The sequence below is a fragment of the Microvirga massiliensis genome (genome assembly GCF_001006805.1).
Taxonomy (GTDB): domain Bacteria; phylum Pseudomonadota; class Alphaproteobacteria; order Rhizobiales; family Beijerinckiaceae; genus Microvirga; species Microvirga massiliensis.
Genome location: NZ_LN811362.1, coordinates 138,278 through 153,842 on the forward strand (window position 1 = coordinate 138,278; position 15,565 = coordinate 153,842).

The following is a 15,565-nucleotide window of genomic DNA, read 5'->3' on the forward strand; positions in this document are numbered from 1 at the left end:
CCGAGCATGAGCTACGGCTAGGTAGTCGCGATTTGACTCCTATGCTCTATCGGTTATGCGGCAAGGGATGCTGGCAGGCATATTCCGGGATGCTCGGCGCAAAGCCCCACAAGAGCGGAATGCAGCAGATCCATGGGAGCGGGCATGGACAGCCACGGAATAGACCCGAACTCCGGCAGGGCACACTGCTGCAAGTAGGACGAGAAGACCAGGATCGGCACCTCACGGCCCTGGAGTTCGCGCGCCAAACGCACGCAGCTACCTAACTGGAGTGCTACATCGAGAACCGCCAGATCAGGTGTATTGCCCCTGATCCACGCCAGCGCCTCGGCACAGGTGAAGGGTCCCGCGACCTCGTAGCCCCGCTCGGCCAGTTCATCGGCAAGATCGAGGCCGATCATCGCGTTGCTCTCCACGAGCAAAACACGACTGCGCCTCAAGGTGCGTTGATGTCCTATGGCATCTGCCCACAAGCGCCTCATTGGAAGACTTGCAAGGCATCACACAGCACGCCAAGGACCGTGTCGGAGAGGCATTTACGCCGGTCGGGCTCAAAATTGCACAGCAGAGCACAGGTTACAATTGTCGATATGTGGTAATCCTTTGGCAAATGCATGTCCGAATGAGGCGAACAGCAGCGGCAACCTCAAGTAGCAAGGGCGTTCAAGTGTAGCCTCATGGCTAATCCCGGCTGTCTAAGTTTCGCTCGATTTTTCCGACAATTTGATTCACATCAAGGCGGCCATAGGACCGTCCGACAATACCGACACCCCGCAATCGCTGACGCTGATGGAATGCAATGCCGAGCACGGTGGAACGCCTGCCGTCCATCGGCAGAGTGAGCCTGTCTTCGCCCGTCTTCGATGCCTTGGGGCGGCCCTCCGTCCTGTTTTGCCATGCAACCGTACTCTGACGGGCAGTAATCGTCGTGACCACGCTTCTGAAGATGCCGGATCATCAAACCAACCGGCTCCTGGCGGCCTTGGGGCCGCAAGACCTTGCCGGGCTTGAGCCGCACCTCGACATCGTGCGCCTGCCGAAAGGCGGGACCGTCTATGAGGGCGGCGATCCGATCCGGTATGCCTACTTCCCCCATGACGCGGTAGTCTCGCTGGTGGCCGTCATGGAGGACGGTGCGACCGCCGAGATGGCCGTGTTTGGTTCTGAGGGCGTGTTCGGCTTCGTCAGCACCTCGGTCGCTTGCAAGAGCCTCGGGCGCTACATCGTGCATGTTCCCGGCACGGCCTCGCGAATTGCCGTCGATCGGCTCCAGGCGGCCTCGGACGCAAGCGCCGCCCTGAAAGACCTGCTCCGTCGCTACTCCGAGGCGCTGTTTTCGCAGGTCCTTCGGACGGTGGCTTGCAATGCGGTGCACGACGCCGAAGCCCGGTGCTGCCGCTGGATTCTGAGCACCCACGACGGCGCAGGCCAGGACGACCTGCCCTTAACCCACGAGTTCCTGGCCGAACTCCTCGGCATGCAACGCTCCACGGTCAGCCTCATCACGCGCACGCTCCAGAGAGCAGGGCTGATCCGGCAGGCCAGAGGGGTCATCTCCGTGACAGACCGCTTCGGTCTCGAAGAGACCGCGTGCGAGTGCTACGGCGTCATCCGCCGCGACTACCAACGCCTCCTGCCCAAAACCTACACACAGGGCTGACTGGGTTACCGGACAAGGTCGGGAGCGACGATTTCTCTGCTCGGGAAGGCGGAGCGCCTGCCACACAGAATCCTGTTTTTGAGTCGGGTTTCCGACAGACACTGCCGGTGTCCCTAGATATGGGCTGCCCCGGACGCGAACTCGGGGGCGGGTCTGTACAGGGTCGCCGGTAAACGGCTGCTCCCGAGGGTTGTTAGCAGATTCTTGAACTCCGCAAATTGCTTCAGATCACCAGCGCATCTCAGCGAGGCGGCAGAGCAGCGATGCAGTCGTTCGAGAGGCGGCAAACGCGGCATTTACGAGGAAACGCTGTGACTACCGAGAGTGAACGCCTGCCCTCCAGGGCCAACGCGCGCCCGTATACGCCCGAGATCACCCCAATGTTGCAATCGTTGCTGGCGGCCCTGGCCGACATCGATCTTGCATACGAGAGCGATCTTGAGGTCATTCAGAACAGTGCCATCGATGGGGTCCTGAAGCAGAGGGCCATAGAGAACCTCCAGCAGCAGCACCGGGAGCGGCGTAAGCCCTCCGTGCGGCAACTCACGGCTCTTCAACATCGTATTCAGGCGATCGCCGCATAAATCCGGCGACAGGTGTAAAAGGCTCTACCCGGCCCGGCGCAAATGCCGTGATGCACTCATGACCTCGACCTTGCAGTCGAGCGCGGCTCTCATCGGAGTGGCATTCGAAAGCCACTCCTTGAGCTTGGTCCAGCGTGGCTTCATCTGCCCGCCACGAACGGCAATGCCGATCGCCTTCTTCTGTCCGACCAGCACGACGAGCCGCTTGCCTCGGGTCACACCCGTATAGAGGAGGTTGCGGGCCAGCATCTGGTAGTGCTGTGTCACGACCGGGATCACCACGGCTGGATATTCGGAGCCCTGCGATTTGTGGATCGTGGTCGCAAAGGCAGGCACCAGGGTGTCGAGTTCACCAAAGGGATAGATCACTTCGCGGCCCTCGAAGTTCACGATGACCGCGCCTTCGTCATCATCGATCCGGGACACGGTTCCGAGATCGCCGTTGAAGACCTCGCGATCGTAGTCGTTCTGCGTCTCCATCACCCGGTCGCCGGGCGAGAACCGCCAGCCGAAGCGCTCCACAGAGGCGGGCGGGTTCGGGTTCAGCACGCGCTGGAGTTCATGATTGAGATTGCGCGCGCCGAGCACGCCCCGGTTCATCGGGCAGAGCACCTGAATGTCCTTCAACGGATCGAGCCCGAACCGGCGGGGAATGCGGTTGGTGACGACCTCGATGAGCTTGGAGACACCCTCGTCAGGGTCACTGATCTCGACAACATAGAAGTCGCTATCCTCGCCCTTCGGGGCTGGCTCCGGCATCTGGCCGGTGTTGATCCGGTGGGCGTTGACCACGATCCGGCTCTCGGCCGCCTGCCGGAACACCTCCGTGAGGCGGGCCACCGGCACCCGGTCCGAGGCAATGATATCGGCCAGCACCTGCCCTGGTCCGACCGAGGGCAGTTGGTCCACGTCACCGACGAACAGCAGACCCGCATCTTCGGGGATAGCCCTGGTGAGCGCGTTCATGAGCGGGACATCCACCATCGAGGTCTCGTCCACGACCAGCAGGTCGCAGTCGAGCGGGTTCTCCTCGTTCCGCGAGATGCCGCCGTGCTTGGGGTCGATCTCCAGGAGCCGGTGGATGGTCTTCGCCTCCAGTCCGGTCTGCTCGGTCATGCGCTTCGCGGCCCGTCCCGTCGGGGCGGCCAGCAGCACGCGCACGCCCTTCGCAACCAGGATACGCAGAATGGTGTCCAGCGTGCTGGTCTTCCCCACGCCAGGGCCGCCGCTCATGACCGACACCTTGGAGGTGAGCACGAGCCGCACGGCCTCGCGCTGGGAGGGCGAGAGGGTCTTGCCGGTCTTGCCCTCCACCCACGGGAGAGTCTTATCGAGATCAATCGCAGGCCAGGGCGGAGTGCCCTCGGCTCGGGTCAGGAGCCGCTCGGCGATCGCCCGCTCGGCTCCGTGCAGACCCTTGAGGAAAACGCAGATCTCGCCGCCCACGCTATCGGCAAGGACGGCTTCGCCTCGCTGTAGCTCTTCCGCGATCGCCGTCTCGATCAACCCGGCGTCCACCTCCAGCAGGCGCTGGGCCAAGGTGGTGAGCATCGCGATCGGCAGGGCACAGTGGCCCTCGTCCGTGGCCGTCTGAAGCGCGAAGGACACGCCCGCTCGTAGCCGCTGCGGGGCGGTTTTCTCCATCCCGAGCTTGGCCGCGATGGCATCCGCCGTCCTGAAGCCGATGCCGCGCACGTCCCGCGCCAGCCGATACGGGTCCTCGGTCATGACCTGGATGGCCTCATAGCCATAGGTCTTGAAGATGCGCACCGCGCGTGCGGTGCCGACCCCATGAGCGTGCAGGAAGATCATGATCGCCCGCACCGCCTTCTGCTCGGCCCAGCCCGCAACGATCTTCGAGGCCCGCCAGGGGCCGATCCCCGGCACCTCCGTGAGCCGCTCGGGGTTGGTCTCGATGATCTCGAAGGTATCCTCGCCGAAAGCCGCCACGATGCGCTTCGCCATGGCGGGTCCGATGCCGCGCATCTGACCGGACGCGAGATACTTCTCGATGCCCTCGGCCCCAGTCGGCGGAGTGGTCTTGAGCACCTCGGCCTTGAACTGGAGCCCGTGTGTGCGGTCGCTGATCCAGAGCCCGCTGGCCGTGATCCACTCGCCTGCGGAAACCGCAGGGGTGTGGCCCACCACCGGGACCAGATCGCGTTTGCCCCGTGTGTGCACCTTGAGGACGGCAAAGCCGGTTTCGGGATTGTGGAAGGTGACGCGCTCGACCGAGCCCACGAGGGTCTCCAGGACAGGTCTCTGATCCGCCTGGGGCGGTCGGAACATCTGGTTCATGGTGTCAGCCAGGAGAAGTTCCCGGCCCCTTCTTTTCCTTGCACGGCACGGCCGACGAGGTGGGTCTCCTCTGCTCCCGTTCACCCTCCTCGGACTTCCCGAGTCGGCCTCAGGGTCGGTCCTCAGGAAGTTCGAGGTGAGTGGCGGGAGGCCGTGCCGTCCCTTGACCTATTTCTATGTTCTATGTTTGTTCTTTTTGCGACGCAGAGCAAGAGGCCGAGCAGACGCGATTCGCACAGGAGCAAGCTGAACGCACCGTGCCGGGTGCATCCGAGCAAGCTAATTCGTGAGCGGTAGGTTCAAGCCAAACGCGAGGATAGCCTTTGCCGAACGTGAGGACTGAAAGCTGACATTGCTGACCCAAGGAGAGCGAGACCAGGGACCTGACTCGCGCCAACCGTGAGCACGTCGAGACATGCGAGGCGCTCCGGGTTGAGAGCGCGAAGCTGATCCTGGATAGTTTCTCCACGGCCATCCATATCAAGGACATGGCGAAAGCATCCAAGCGCAACCCAGGTCACACGCGAGGCAGGGGCAAAGCCAATGCCCCTGAGCCAACCGGCGCTTGGCTGCCAATCCGCATCAGCGTGGATCGGGAGGCCCTTACCGCGTTGGACAAACGAGCCCTGGCGGTCCAGGCCGGGATCGGCGTTGTGGCAGGCTGGCTGGCAAGTTGGCTGGTCGGCGGCTCCGGTCTTCTCCAATATGTGATCACGGGGCTTGCGGGATCGCTCGTCGGCGGCTTTCTTCTGGAGCGCTTTGGCATTGATCTCGGGATTCGCAACGAGACCGCCAGCCGGATTGCCACCGCGACGATCGGAGCAGTTGTGGTCGTTCTGGTCGCTCGCCTTGTCGGTTGACATCGCTCTGGTGCCTTCGACCGCTTGATCCGCTCTGCGGGCCTTGAGGACAAGCGGCATAGGCGTGGTGCCTTGTTTGAACCGACGCCTTTTTGGTCCCGGACGTTCCTGTGATGATTGCCCCACGACGCGCTTGTTCGGACGACTATGCGTCTGACGCAGTCCCAGATGGTCACGCTGAGGTTCGCCGGAGAGATCGTCTCGAATTAGCTGGCCGCGTTGGTGTTCAGGAGGTCCCTGACCCGCTCAATCCCGCCCCGTTTCAGGAGTCGATGTAGCCGTCCTTCATGGTATCCCCGATCAGCGCTGCTCGGTTCGCTGCACGCATTCCTCATCCTCACAGACGATCACTCGTTCATGGCGAGGTGAAGGCTCGGCTGCTCGCGCGGTCGGTTCGCGCGATGGCCTGTAGAACTGGGGGTTAAGCGCCTTCGAAACGCATTGCTTCTGCGTGACGCGGTAATACTCATCCGGTTTGCACTGGGAACGAGTTTGCGTGGCCGCTGGGATGGGCAGTCCCAGCAGCATGACGATGAGCCCGATGCGTGGCTTCCATCCCATAGGCTACCACCTTGAGCTTCCGACCAAGGCCAATGCACCTTCCGAACGCCGCACGGTAGAGCGCGGGGCCACCATCGGGCAGTCAGCCGGGAGGCTCCACTTCGTGCGAGACCGCTGCGGTGTCTCATCTGAGATGTTGAGCAAGATACTTGTTCATCTCCGACATGGTCACCTTGTTCCTCCTGCCGAACACGGCCTTGAGCTTGTTGTCGGCCATGATCTCGCGCTTGTTCTGCGGATTCTGAAGCCTGTTCTTCTTGATGTAGTCCCATACCCTGCTCACGGCGTCCGGACGCGGCAGTGGTGCTGAGCCGACGATCGCCGCGAGTTCCGGCGACGGCTGCAAGGATATTTTGAGAGCCGAGTTCGGCGTCTCCCCGACACCTTTCGCATCCGTTTCAGTTGGCATCGTGCTCCTCCTTTCCCAGCACTCGGTGGGCCACGAGGAATGCGGCGCTCCAATCCTGGGCACCACATTAGGCTCTGAAGAGATGGGGTCCGCGCAGGGGAGGTGGTAGCCGTACCGGCGGCAAGAGGACTCTGTGGCAGCCTCTCTATGGCCGAAATCTGGTGCTCGGACCGACCCAAAAGGCCACTGGGTTCGTTCAGGGCTCGGTGATGCTGACCTCCGGAGCGATCGGGGGTTCGCTCGGCGGCCCGGCTTCCTGGTCTGGCAGGAGCGCTTCACCGGCCTCGTGATGGTCGCGCTTGGCCTGCGCCTCTTCCTTACGGGTGACGGGCGGCCCGCACGGGCCTGATCACGCGCGCTCAGTGCGGGGCACTTCATCAACACGGCCTAGACCGTCTTGTGACGCCATAACGTTGCTGCATTACAAACTTCTGATCGGACGGACTCACTCATCTCGGCTGGGTGAGGTCGCGAGCAGCTCTCCATCGCGGTTTCATTCAGCAGAGCGCGGGCGGCCCGCTGCTTCGAACCGTTACGAGAGCGATGACTCGCCGTATTGTAGCCTAACCAAGCAGCCGACCGGGAGAATGTCCATGCCCCTCTTCCTCGACCGCCATGACATGAAGGGAACGAACGCTACCGAAGTGGCTGAGGCGCACCTGAAGGACTTGGCAATTCAAGACCAATATGGGGTGAAGTTCCTGACCTACTGGTTTGATGAGGATCGCGGGACCACCTTCTGCCTTGTCGATGCCCCCGACAAGGAGACGGCGCAGCGGGTGCATCGGGACGCTCACGGCCATGTGGCCGGTGAGATCATTGATGTATCCCTCGCGGCTGTTGAGGCGTTTCTCGGCCGCATAGCCGACCCACAGCCCTCGCAAGCGGCAAGGGCCGCGCCAGAACCTGCGCATCGGGCGATTATGTTCACCGACATCGTGGGATCAACCGAGATGACCGCTCGGCTTGGCGATGTCGCCGCGACCGAACTTGTACGGGCGCATGATGCTTTGGTGCGACGGGCGCTGGCGCGGCATGACGGGCGAGAGGTCAAGCACCTGGGGGATGGCATTATGGCGTCGTTTGAATCAACCTTAGCAGCCGTGGAATGTGCCAGAGCCATCCAAAGCGCTTTCGAGCGCTACAACCGGGCAAATGCCGAGCCGCTGCATGTTCGGATCGGGCTCGACTGTGGTGAGCCTGTGGAGGACAGCTGCGATCTGTTCGGCTCGACAGTCCAGTGCGCCTCCCGGATGTGCAGTGCCGCCGAACCCGATCAAATTTTGGTTTCGGCGAGAGTCCGAGAGGAATGCCGGGATGAGGATGGATTTACGGACTGCGGCTTGAAAAGCCTGAAAGGCTTTAGCCAACCCATGCACGTCTTTGGCTGCCTGTGGCGAGTGGATAGTCCGAACTTGGCCCATGGCAATGATCGAGCGTGAGTCCCTCTGGACCAAAGAGTGAGAAGCGTGAAGGCTAAGATGTCTTCACTTCTCGACACAGTGAGGTCGTGGCTGCGATCCTCGATCGGAAAGACCGTACCGACTTGTCGGCTGAATGCAAAGCGCCGGTACGCTTGGCTCTACGGGATGCTGCGGGAGATCACAGACAGAAACGCCGCTGCACGGCCTATCGAAATCTCTGGTCCTTCAACACCTACGTTGCCGTCTGCATCTCATCACGAAATGGTTTAGGCGGCATCGCCCCGGTCTCTCGTCCAGCCGAACTGCGGGGTGTTGACCACGAGGTAAAGGTTTTTGCTCTACCATGAGCCATGTCGTGCTTGTCCTTGCAAACATCACTTTCTTGATTGTTGACAGGCTTGCCCGACAGGAGGAGCATTCCTTTGCTGCCCCGTGCAGCGGGTCAACTAAGCTTGGGACAAGCTACCGGAGGGAGGGCGCATGGAACCACCTCTGACTTTGACCGCGATGACCGCTGCGAAATCCTTCACGGACAGCAGACCAGGAGCGGCTCCAGGAGCCGCAGCCGTGAAGCAGGGCTCCGTCGTAGGCGCTCCCGGCCTTGTAGTTCGCTGCACACCAAAGGTTTGCAAATACGTTGGGAGGTTCATCATGCGTCTGCTCATCCTCACGACCGCTTTTCTCACCGCTGCGACCGGCAGCCTGCTGGCTCAGGACCAGATGACTGGTCACGCCATGCGTCCAGACCAACTGAAATGGATGCCAGCCCCACCGGTATTGACCAAGGGGGCACAAATCTCTGTACTGTCCGGAGGCCCCGAAAAAGCGGGTCCGTTCACGATCCGGCTGCCAACATGAACCATTACACCCTCACCAGCACGGAGACCGTGGTGCAGATCGACTCGGAAGGTCCCTTCGCCATCAAGTACGTCAATCCAGCAGACGATCCGAGCAAGTCCCAATAGGAGCGCTTCACCTCACTTCTTAAGAATAGAAACGGTGAGATCGACCTGCGCGCCCAGCTTTGCCACGATTTTCAACGGCTGACCGGGCGCGTCCACTTCCTGCTGGGAAGGAGCTAACGCGTCACCGCATAGGAAGCTACATCGTAATATCTGTATGGCGGCAGGACGTTCTCGGAGTGGCGAACCAGCGCCTGAGGAGCGCCGTCTCCAGGAGCGAGGCGATCTCGCGCGGTCTCTTGCGTCTGGCCGGATGCTCTGGTTCGGTAGGCTCGTAACAGCGCATTGGTGATATGAGGCTTGTGTTCTGAGGTATTTGTCTCGCCGCTCTCGGCCGCTGGTTCGGGTGTCCGATCAGGAGGAATACGGAGGGGACCAATGCCAACTGATGGCTCAGCTAAAGTCACGACCGAGTTCCTCGACGCCTTTGCCGAGGCTTGGAACAGGCACGACGTGGACGCGATCCTCTCGATGATGACGCCTGAGTGCGTCTTCGAGGCCAGTCGTGGACCAGAGGTAAAAGGCACGCGGTATGTCGGACAAGAGGAGGTCCGACGCGGGGTCGAGGAGGTCTTCGCGAGCTTCCCGGATGCGCGCTGGGACGGGCCGCAGCACTTCCTCGCCGGGGATCGTGGCGTCAGCGAGTGGGTCTTCACCGCCACCGGTCCTGACGGTGCTCGCGTCGAGGTGCAGGGTTGCGACGTGTTCACGTTCCGAGACGGCAAGATCGCGGTCAAGAATTCCTACCGCAAGCAGTGGACGGGTTAAGCGGCAGGCCCTTGGACCAAACCGCGTGGGCCTGCCGGGTCATCGTCGGGCTTCGAAAAAGCAACTGCTCTGCATTGAGGTGTTATTTGCGACGCGCCGAGACACCCCTACTTTGTCACGACCACTTCCGTAAAGGGAAGCTCGAACACGATCTCTCCCGCCTCATCAGCCACCTCGAAGTGGCAGGTCAGCCAGTTCACCTCGGCGTTCGGTCTGGTCTGCATCAGGTCCAGCGCAGTCACTCGTGCCGCTTCCCAGGCTTGATCAGGATCACGAAGTTCGGTCCCAGACGGGTCCAGGACTGCCTTGTCGTTGCAGTGCAAATGGAAGAAGTAGCGCGGCATCGTCGCCTCAAGCCTGCGGCCGGGTTCCTCTACGGCTGCGTGCCCGCCTGATCGCCTCCGAGTATGCGGATGCGCGGCAAGGTCGGCTCATAATGGTCCTAATGGTTCGCCGATGTGCACTCGCCCAGGGGACGGTTTAGGCTGCCGAGTGTTGCGGCGCGAAGGCCGCCGTGCCGCCGGTCCCAAGCACGGCAAAGTTCACGCCTACCGAGTAGCCACTTCCTTGTCGTGCACCGGGATCATCAGGTGCTCGTTGGGCTTACCGGGGAACATCACGAAGGGCTGCATCGGGTCTTTGACATCCACGTCACGCGGATAGGGGCTCAGCATCTCGCGCGCTGCCCCGCCGACAATCATCACGTGCGGTCCGGTCTGGACCCAGTGCTCATGCGTGTGCCGTTGGGATGAGTCATGGTTGCTTGTGCCCGTATCCCCGGCCAGCATGTAAATGAAGCCAATCTTGTTGGGCGGGGTCTGCTTTGCTCTCAGCGCCTGACGCCATTCCAAGGCGTTCTGGTCATCGCATTCGGGCGACCCGTCTCCACCGATAAAGCACGTGAAGCCGTTCGACCCGGTTCGTAGGGTCTTAGAAGAGCCGTCCGCCTGAGGCATGGTGATCGTCGCGTTGTTCACGATGGACGCGGGGGCGGCGGTCTTTACCTTGGCGATGTACTCCGGCTCGGTCTTCGGGATTTCCTCGGTTGGAAACTGGAACTGAGCCGACGCTGATGTGATAAGCGCTGCGGAAGCTACGCAGAACGCAACCAACGCGAGAGTGTAGAGCCTGTTCATGGCTTACCTCCTGTCGTGGCGACCGGCATCATCAGTCTACACCTAAGTTAGCTGGGTGAGGAGAGTGGGCAGGTCGCCTGTCCGATATGGACCGTCCCAGGCCATCATCTCCGGCGCTTTCGCCCGACTGGCCGCGCCCCGCCTGATCCCCTCAGCGCTCTCACACGAAGCTCTCCCCGTTGCCACCCCCTCCAGAACCGACTGGACCCCTGTTCGGACCAGCAGCACAATGGAGCCTCAAGCAATGCGCTGAGGCCCCATGGGTCCGCAGGAGCACAAGGTTGAGCGACGGCTGGTGGCGATCTTCGCCGCCGACGTGGCAGGCTACTCGCGCCTGATGGCACAAGACGAAGTCGGGACGCTCCGAAGCCTAACTGCTTGTCGCGAAATCATGGACCGTCTCATCACGGAGCATGGCGGCCGGATTGCCAATACAGCAGGCGATAGTGTCTTGGCCGAGTTTCCGAGTGCCGTTGATGCCGTCCAATGCGCCGTGGCCGTGCAAGATCGGCTGGCGTCCGACCCAACCGCACCGAGGCTCCAGTTCCGCATCGGAGTCCATGTCGGTGATGTGATGATCCGCTCCAGCGATCTGCTGGGGGATGGGGTGAACATCGCGGCTCGCCTCCAGGGGCTCGCCGAGCCTGGGGGCATCTGCATATCCGGAGCGACGCACGACTATGTGCGCAAGGCGTTATCCCTGTCCTTCACCGATCTTGGCCTTCAGGCGGTAAAGAACATCGAGGAGCCGATCAGGGCCTATGCGTGGCGCGCCGCGTCAGCAGGTGAGCCCATGGCACATGACCGCGCCCGTCTCCTCTCGGGGAAACCTTTCGTCGCGGTACTCCCCTTCGTGAACCTGAGTGGCGATCATGAGCACCTCTATTTCGCAGAGGGGCTCCGGGAAGACATCATCGCGTCTCTCCTGCGCTTTTCGGGCATGGTGGTCATCTCAAACTATTCGCTCTCCGGCCAGAGGCAGGCTAAGCACTCGGTCCAGGATCGCGATGCACCCTACATTCTTGAGGGAAGCGTACGGCGCGCCGGGAATCGTGTCCGTGTGAACACCCAATTGACGAGTCCGTCAGGGGAAAGCCTGTGGGCCGAGAAGTATGATGTCGAGTTGGAGGACGTGTTCGCGGTTCAGGACGAACTCGCCCGGAATATACCGGCGGCATTGCGAATCAAGCTTGAGGAGCATGAGCGCCGTCTCGCCCTGACCAAGCCACCCACGAACTTGACTGCCTATGATTATTGCCTGCGAGGACGCCGCCTGGAGCGGAACTTCGACCGGAGCCAGCGTGCCCACGCCAGAACCCTGTTCCGCTCCGCAATCGAGGCAGACCCTGAATACTCGCGCGGGTATATCGGGTTGGCATGGTTTGAACTTCGGACGCTCAAGTGGGGAGAGCCCTCCGATCGAGACGCCACCCTCGCGCGTGCTTTGGACGCTGCGAGCAAGGCGACGGAGTTGGAGCCGAATGACGCCGAGTGTCATTGGGCGCTAGGGCTTGCTCATCTTTGGAAGCGCGATCCCGACAAGGCAATCGCTAGCTACGAGAAGGCGCGCACACTTTGCCCCAATCACGCCGACTTGCTTTCCGACCTGTGTGACACGCTCACCTATCTGGGAAAGTTCGAAGAGGCCATTCAGATTGGGAAGACGGCCTTGCGCCTGAACCCCAACCCACCGGATTGGCATCTTTGGAATGTGGCCGCAGGCTATTACCTCTCGGGCGACTACGACATGGCCCTGAACTACCTTCAGCAGATGGCACAGCCAGGACCTGCATACCGCTTGATCGCAGCAACCCATGCTCAACTGGGCCATCTGGAAAAGGCGAGACAGGCAGCGGCGGAACTGTTGAAGATCAATCCCGATTTCTCGATCAGTCGCTTTGCGGCTCAAGCTCCATACATCAACGCTGAAGACCTCGCCCGCTACGTGACCGGACTGAGACTGGCAGGTCTTCCTGAGTAGGTGTCTACGTGTTGGATACATCCGGTGATCACAGAAGCCAGAAGCGCGAGAACCGCGACCAGATCGTAGCGCAGGCGTCCCCGGATGACGACAACCATCATTCCGGCCAGCACCGCAAAGGCCAGAGTCTGATCCTGCGTCATGGCGTTCGCCGCAGAACGGGAAGTGTCGTGAAGACGTTTAACGTCCTGATTCGCTGGGGCTCCTGTGCTCTGGCCCCGTGCAGCGGCTCACTTCTCGTCAGAATTGCGGTCCGGGTCGGGAATGTCGCGGTCGCCATAGCCACGCCGCCCATTGAGCTTGACCTTTGCTGGCGGTGCGGGATGCTCTTCCAACATCCGCACGGCTTTCCAGACGGAGTTCACAATTTTCTGCGTGGGGCTGAGGCGACTCTTGCTCATGGCTGACTCGCTTTCCTACGCGCTAGCTGCGCTGTGGCAGGTGGATTTCGTTCGGCTCAACCGGGCGCTGTTGTGGGGCGCTTCTGAGAAAGCGACCGTCAGAACGTGCTGATTGGCTCTGTCCATGATCTCGAAGCACCAGCCTCGCCGCTCTTCACCTTTCTGATTACCTTCAGCAGCCATGGTGCGGGCCTGAGCGAGCGCCTCTTCTCGTACGGCCTGAAGGTCAGGGTGCTCGACGCCTTCCGGGTCTGCGATGACGCCGCTCCCGGTTCCAATGGTGAAGTAGTAGAGAGCCGCCTCACCGGAGATGATGGTCACGATCTCTTCCACGGAATTGGAGTGCGGCGCGACCCGGTAGTCCGCCGGGAACTTCACGCGCAGGACGAGCGGTCCGTCCAAGGGTAGCTGCCATCAGGAGCACTGCGCTCATCACAGGAAGCCGAGGAGGAGGGTTCCGCAGAAGAGTACTGCCGGAAGGGCAATCGCGAGAGATTGACCCTGCTGCGACAACCACACCTAAAATCTCCCGGACATCATGGTCTCCTCGGGCCTCAGGGAGTATGCGCTCAAGATGGCCTAAAAGATACCGTTAATTGTGAGCGAAGACTTTCCGCGCTGTGCCGAGTACAATTTCTTCTGTTCTTAGTCCTGCGACGCTTTTTCTTCAGCGCATCCGGTCGTGTTCCGATATCGTGAAGTTTGATGGGCGGCCGCTCTCTGGTGTAGGCCATCTTCTGCGAGAAAGGCGGAAGTGGTGCTCCTCCTCGCCCATGCCGAGGAAGCCGCCGAACGACAGCACAGCATAGGCAACTCGGCCGCTGTTCTCCTCAATCATCAACCGCTTGATCGTGCCGATCTCGTTCTCGTCCAGATCGGAAACGGTCGTGCCTTCGACTCGATCACTCTCGATCAGCGGCTTGCCCGCCATCACGCCGGGTACATCGGTCTGAGCCATGGTTTCCTCCTCTCGAACGGTGTTGAAACGTCAGCAGCAACTTATCCTGTTCGGCGATGAGGGGCGTAGCCCCGTTCTGTCCGGGCGTAGTCTGGCACGCGCTTGTCCCTCTCAGACCTGATTTGGTCGAGCATTCGAGTGAGCACGTAGCCGATCCCAATACCGACAAGCAGAGTGAGCCATGGGTTCTCGGAAGCCTGCTGGCGGACGACTTGGGAACCCTGTCGATAATAGCGCTCCGCCTCCGGATAGCGCTCACGTGCGGCACGGGCGTAGCCACTCGCCTTGCGGTACGCTTCGCGGGTAAGTTCCGAGGCACCGTCCGCTGTGTGGCGAACCGAGTCTCCGGCTTGGCGGAGGAGGGCTTCGCCAGAGTTTTTCCAATCTTCGACCGAGTTTCCCGGTGCCGCCGAGGAGGCGTCCTGGCGGTCATAGTCGATGGCACCGCCCTTGGTGATCGAGACCGAGACTGGATCGCTCGTCGGGAATGTCTCCTCGATGGCGTGATCGAGCTTCCGGTCGAGGTTCTCCTTGCTGTTTTCAGGAAGCGCTTTGTCCGAGGTGGGCATCGTCAGTCCTCCGTGCATGCTGTTGGGCACTCCAGGCCAGCTTTGGCTAACCGCCAAGCCAACGCGAGGGACTGCGCACCGTTCCTGATGCGATGGTCTGAGGCTCTGGAACTTACCGCTACCTGCCAAGTTGATTGTCCGCACTGCAACCTTGGCAGTAACGGGAGTTCAGCGCATGAGTCTCGGGACCATTCTCCTCATCATCCTCATTCTGGCTCTGCTCGGTGTTCTTCCGACGTGGGGCTACAGCAGCTCGTGGGGCTATGGCCCGAGCGGGATCGTTGGCGTGATCGTGGTGATCCTTCTGATTCTGCTGCTGATGGGGCGTCTCTGATCGAAGATTGCGGTGGCCTCGGCTCGACTTGGACGTGCAATGCTGCGGGATTGCAGCAATGCTCCCGGTTGGACTTGCCCAGCCCCGCTCATCGTGCGGGAGTATCGGGCCTATAATGGCCCATTGGTTCCGGGCGGCGAGCGCCGGTCATGAGCCCGGTCAATACTCACATTCTCCGGGCCGTCCTTGAGGACGATCCAGGCACTTTGCGCGAGATTGAGACCTACAGCGAAAAGAGCCTCAGCGATCTCGCAAAGAGAATCCTGGAAGCCTTCGGGTTCTACCCGCAGGAGACATCCTGGATGGTCGCGGGCCGTATGACGCCTTGGCCTACGTCGGATAGAACGCTCGCATGACCACCGCGTTTCTGGACCGAGAGAACCCTCCGGCTGTCGGCGAGAGCCATGGCTGTCCGTCACGAATGAACCGGGTGCTCGTCCACGAGGGTCCGATCAGGCGCAGGAGGCCCTGCTGCTCCGGACCTTGTCCCTGGCTCAGGAAGTCCCTGATCCCGACATGCCCGCCAGGACGATGTTGGCTTCATGGCGGACGAAAGCGCTGCCAGATGGCTCGCAGATCAGCTACCACGTATCACCGTTAGGACTGCTGTAGAGCTTGCGGGCTTTCTTCATGAGAGCGCCTCAAGATGGGGTTCGCTAA

At 61.3% G+C, this 15,565-nt stretch carries 19 protein-coding genes; 9 read left to right on the forward strand and 10 right to left on the reverse strand.

Annotated features, from left to right (window positions below; translation table 11 throughout):
* Nucleotides 1–53: 53 nt before the first annotated feature.
* Entirely contained in the window at nt 54–401 is a 348-nt protein-coding gene (locus tag BN1233_RS31550) for a response regulator (RefSeq protein ID WP_048709326.1), read from the reverse strand.
* A gap of 527 nt (nt 402–928) precedes the next feature.
* Between BN1233_RS31550 and BN1233_RS31555 the strand changes: the two genes are divergently transcribed.
* Nucleotides 929–1,660 carry a Crp/Fnr family transcriptional regulator gene (locus BN1233_RS31555; protein ID WP_244470937.1) on the forward strand — a complete coding sequence of 244 codons (732 nt, stop codon included), beginning with the start codon at nt 929–931 and terminating at the stop codon, nt 1,658–1,660.
* 311 nt (nt 1,661–1,971) lie between these two features.
* Nucleotides 1,972–2,244: a hypothetical protein gene (locus tag BN1233_RS31560; RefSeq protein WP_048709328.1), complete on the forward strand. Its 273-nt coding sequence runs from the start codon at nt 1,972–1,974 to the stop codon at nt 2,242–2,244.
* A 24-nt stretch (nt 2,245–2,268) separates the two neighbouring features.
* Here BN1233_RS31560 and recD2 read toward each other — a convergent pair whose 3' ends face one another.
* Nucleotides 2,269–4,542 carry an SF1B family DNA helicase RecD2 gene (recD2, locus tag BN1233_RS31565; protein ID WP_082145765.1) on the reverse strand — a complete coding sequence of 758 codons (2,274 nt, stop codon included), beginning with the start codon at nt 4,540–4,542 and terminating at the stop codon, nt 2,269–2,271.
* Nucleotides 4,543–5,030: 488 nt separating this feature from the next.
* Here recD2 and BN1233_RS31570 point away from each other — a divergent pair, with 488 nt between their 5' ends.
* Nucleotides 5,031–5,402, forward strand: a complete 372-nt coding sequence (locus BN1233_RS31570) for a GlsB/YeaQ/YmgE family stress response membrane protein (protein ID WP_147707659.1) — start codon at nt 5,031–5,033, stop codon at nt 5,400–5,402.
* A 685-nt stretch (nt 5,403–6,087) separates the two neighbouring features.
* Here BN1233_RS31570 and BN1233_RS31580 read toward each other — a convergent pair.
* Complete coding sequence (locus BN1233_RS31580; protein WP_046867625.1) at nt 6,088–6,372, reverse strand: SWIB/MDM2 domain-containing protein; 285 nt, start codon at nt 6,370–6,372, stop codon at nt 6,088–6,090.
* Nucleotides 6,373–6,965: 593 nt separating this feature from the next.
* On the opposite strand from BN1233_RS31580, the gene BN1233_RS31585 reads away from it, so the two are divergent.
* The 3 genes from BN1233_RS31585 to BN1233_RS31595 all read left to right on the forward strand — a co-directional run bounded on the left by BN1233_RS31585 (nt 6,966) and on the right by BN1233_RS31595 (nt 9,526).
* Nucleotides 6,966–7,814 carry a nickel-binding protein gene (locus BN1233_RS31585; protein ID WP_046867626.1) on the forward strand — a complete coding sequence of 283 codons (849 nt, stop codon included), beginning with the start codon at nt 6,966–6,968 and terminating at the stop codon, nt 7,812–7,814.
* A 633-nt stretch (nt 7,815–8,447) separates the two neighbouring features.
* On the forward strand, nt 8,448–8,654 hold the full coding sequence (locus BN1233_RS43585; RefSeq protein WP_048709330.1) for a cupin domain-containing protein: 207 nt from the start codon (nt 8,448–8,450) through the stop codon (nt 8,652–8,654).
* Between the two features lie 482 nt (nt 8,655–9,136).
* Nucleotides 9,137–9,526, forward strand: coding sequence for a nuclear transport factor 2 family protein (locus tag BN1233_RS31595; RefSeq protein WP_046867628.1), 390 nt, complete (start codon nt 9,137–9,139; stop codon nt 9,524–9,526).
* Between the two features lie 107 nt (nt 9,527–9,633).
* Here the strand turns inward: BN1233_RS31595 and BN1233_RS31600 are convergent, their stop codons facing one another.
* Together BN1233_RS31600 and BN1233_RS31605 are read right to left on the reverse strand one after the other, a co-directional pair.
* Entirely contained in the window at nt 9,634–9,870 is a 237-nt protein-coding gene (locus tag BN1233_RS31600) for a DUF6894 family protein (protein ID WP_046867629.1), read from the reverse strand.
* A 204-nt stretch (nt 9,871–10,074) separates the two neighbouring features.
* The gene (locus tag BN1233_RS31605) at nt 10,075–10,662 is read right to left on the reverse strand and encodes a hypothetical protein (protein WP_048709331.1); all 588 of its coding nucleotides are present in this window, start codon (nt 10,660–10,662) and stop codon (nt 10,075–10,077) included.
* 259 nt (nt 10,663–10,921) lie between these two features.
* On the opposite strand from BN1233_RS31605, the gene BN1233_RS31610 reads away from it, so the two are divergent.
* A complete protein-coding gene (locus BN1233_RS31610) occupies nt 10,922–12,643 on the forward strand; it encodes a tetratricopeptide repeat protein (protein WP_046867630.1) in 1,722 nt (573 codons plus the stop codon).
* Here the strand turns inward: BN1233_RS31610 and BN1233_RS47530 are convergent.
* The 5 genes from BN1233_RS47530 to BN1233_RS31625 form a co-directional block, all read right to left on the reverse strand.
* Nucleotides 12,604–12,786, reverse strand: coding sequence for a hypothetical protein (locus BN1233_RS47530; protein ID WP_147707660.1), 183 nt, complete (start codon nt 12,784–12,786; stop codon nt 12,604–12,606). The genes BN1233_RS31610 and BN1233_RS47530 overlap by 40 nt on opposite strands.
* A gap of 87 nt (nt 12,787–12,873) precedes the next feature.
* A complete protein-coding gene (locus BN1233_RS47535; RefSeq protein ID WP_154678320.1) occupies nt 12,874–13,044 on the reverse strand; it encodes a hypothetical protein in 171 nt (56 codons plus the stop codon).
* Nucleotides 13,045–13,059: 15 nt separating this feature from the next.
* The gene (locus BN1233_RS31615; RefSeq protein ID WP_046867631.1) at nt 13,060–13,446 is read right to left on the reverse strand and encodes a DUF6894 family protein; all 387 of its coding nucleotides are present in this window, start codon (nt 13,444–13,446) and stop codon (nt 13,060–13,062) included.
* 265 nt (nt 13,447–13,711) lie between these two features.
* Complete coding sequence (locus BN1233_RS31620; RefSeq protein WP_063776711.1) at nt 13,712–14,002, reverse strand: PRC-barrel domain-containing protein; 291 nt, start codon at nt 14,000–14,002, stop codon at nt 13,712–13,714.
* Between the two features lie 41 nt (nt 14,003–14,043).
* Nucleotides 14,044–14,571, reverse strand: a complete 528-nt coding sequence (locus tag BN1233_RS31625) for a hypothetical protein (RefSeq protein ID WP_052764005.1) — start codon at nt 14,569–14,571, stop codon at nt 14,044–14,046.
* 175 nt (nt 14,572–14,746) lie between these two features.
* On the opposite strand from BN1233_RS31625, the gene BN1233_RS45130 reads away from it, so the two are divergent.
* Both BN1233_RS45130 and BN1233_RS31635 read left to right on the forward strand, forming a co-directional pair.
* The gene (locus BN1233_RS45130; protein WP_046867633.1) at nt 14,747–14,905 is read left to right on the forward strand and encodes a DUF3309 family protein; all 159 of its coding nucleotides are present in this window, start codon (nt 14,747–14,749) and stop codon (nt 14,903–14,905) included.
* 149 nt (nt 14,906–15,054) lie between these two features.
* A complete protein-coding gene (locus BN1233_RS31635; RefSeq protein WP_046867634.1) occupies nt 15,055–15,261 on the forward strand; it encodes a hypothetical protein in 207 nt (68 codons plus the stop codon).
* The last annotated feature ends 304 nt before the right edge of the window (nt 15,262–15,565 follow it).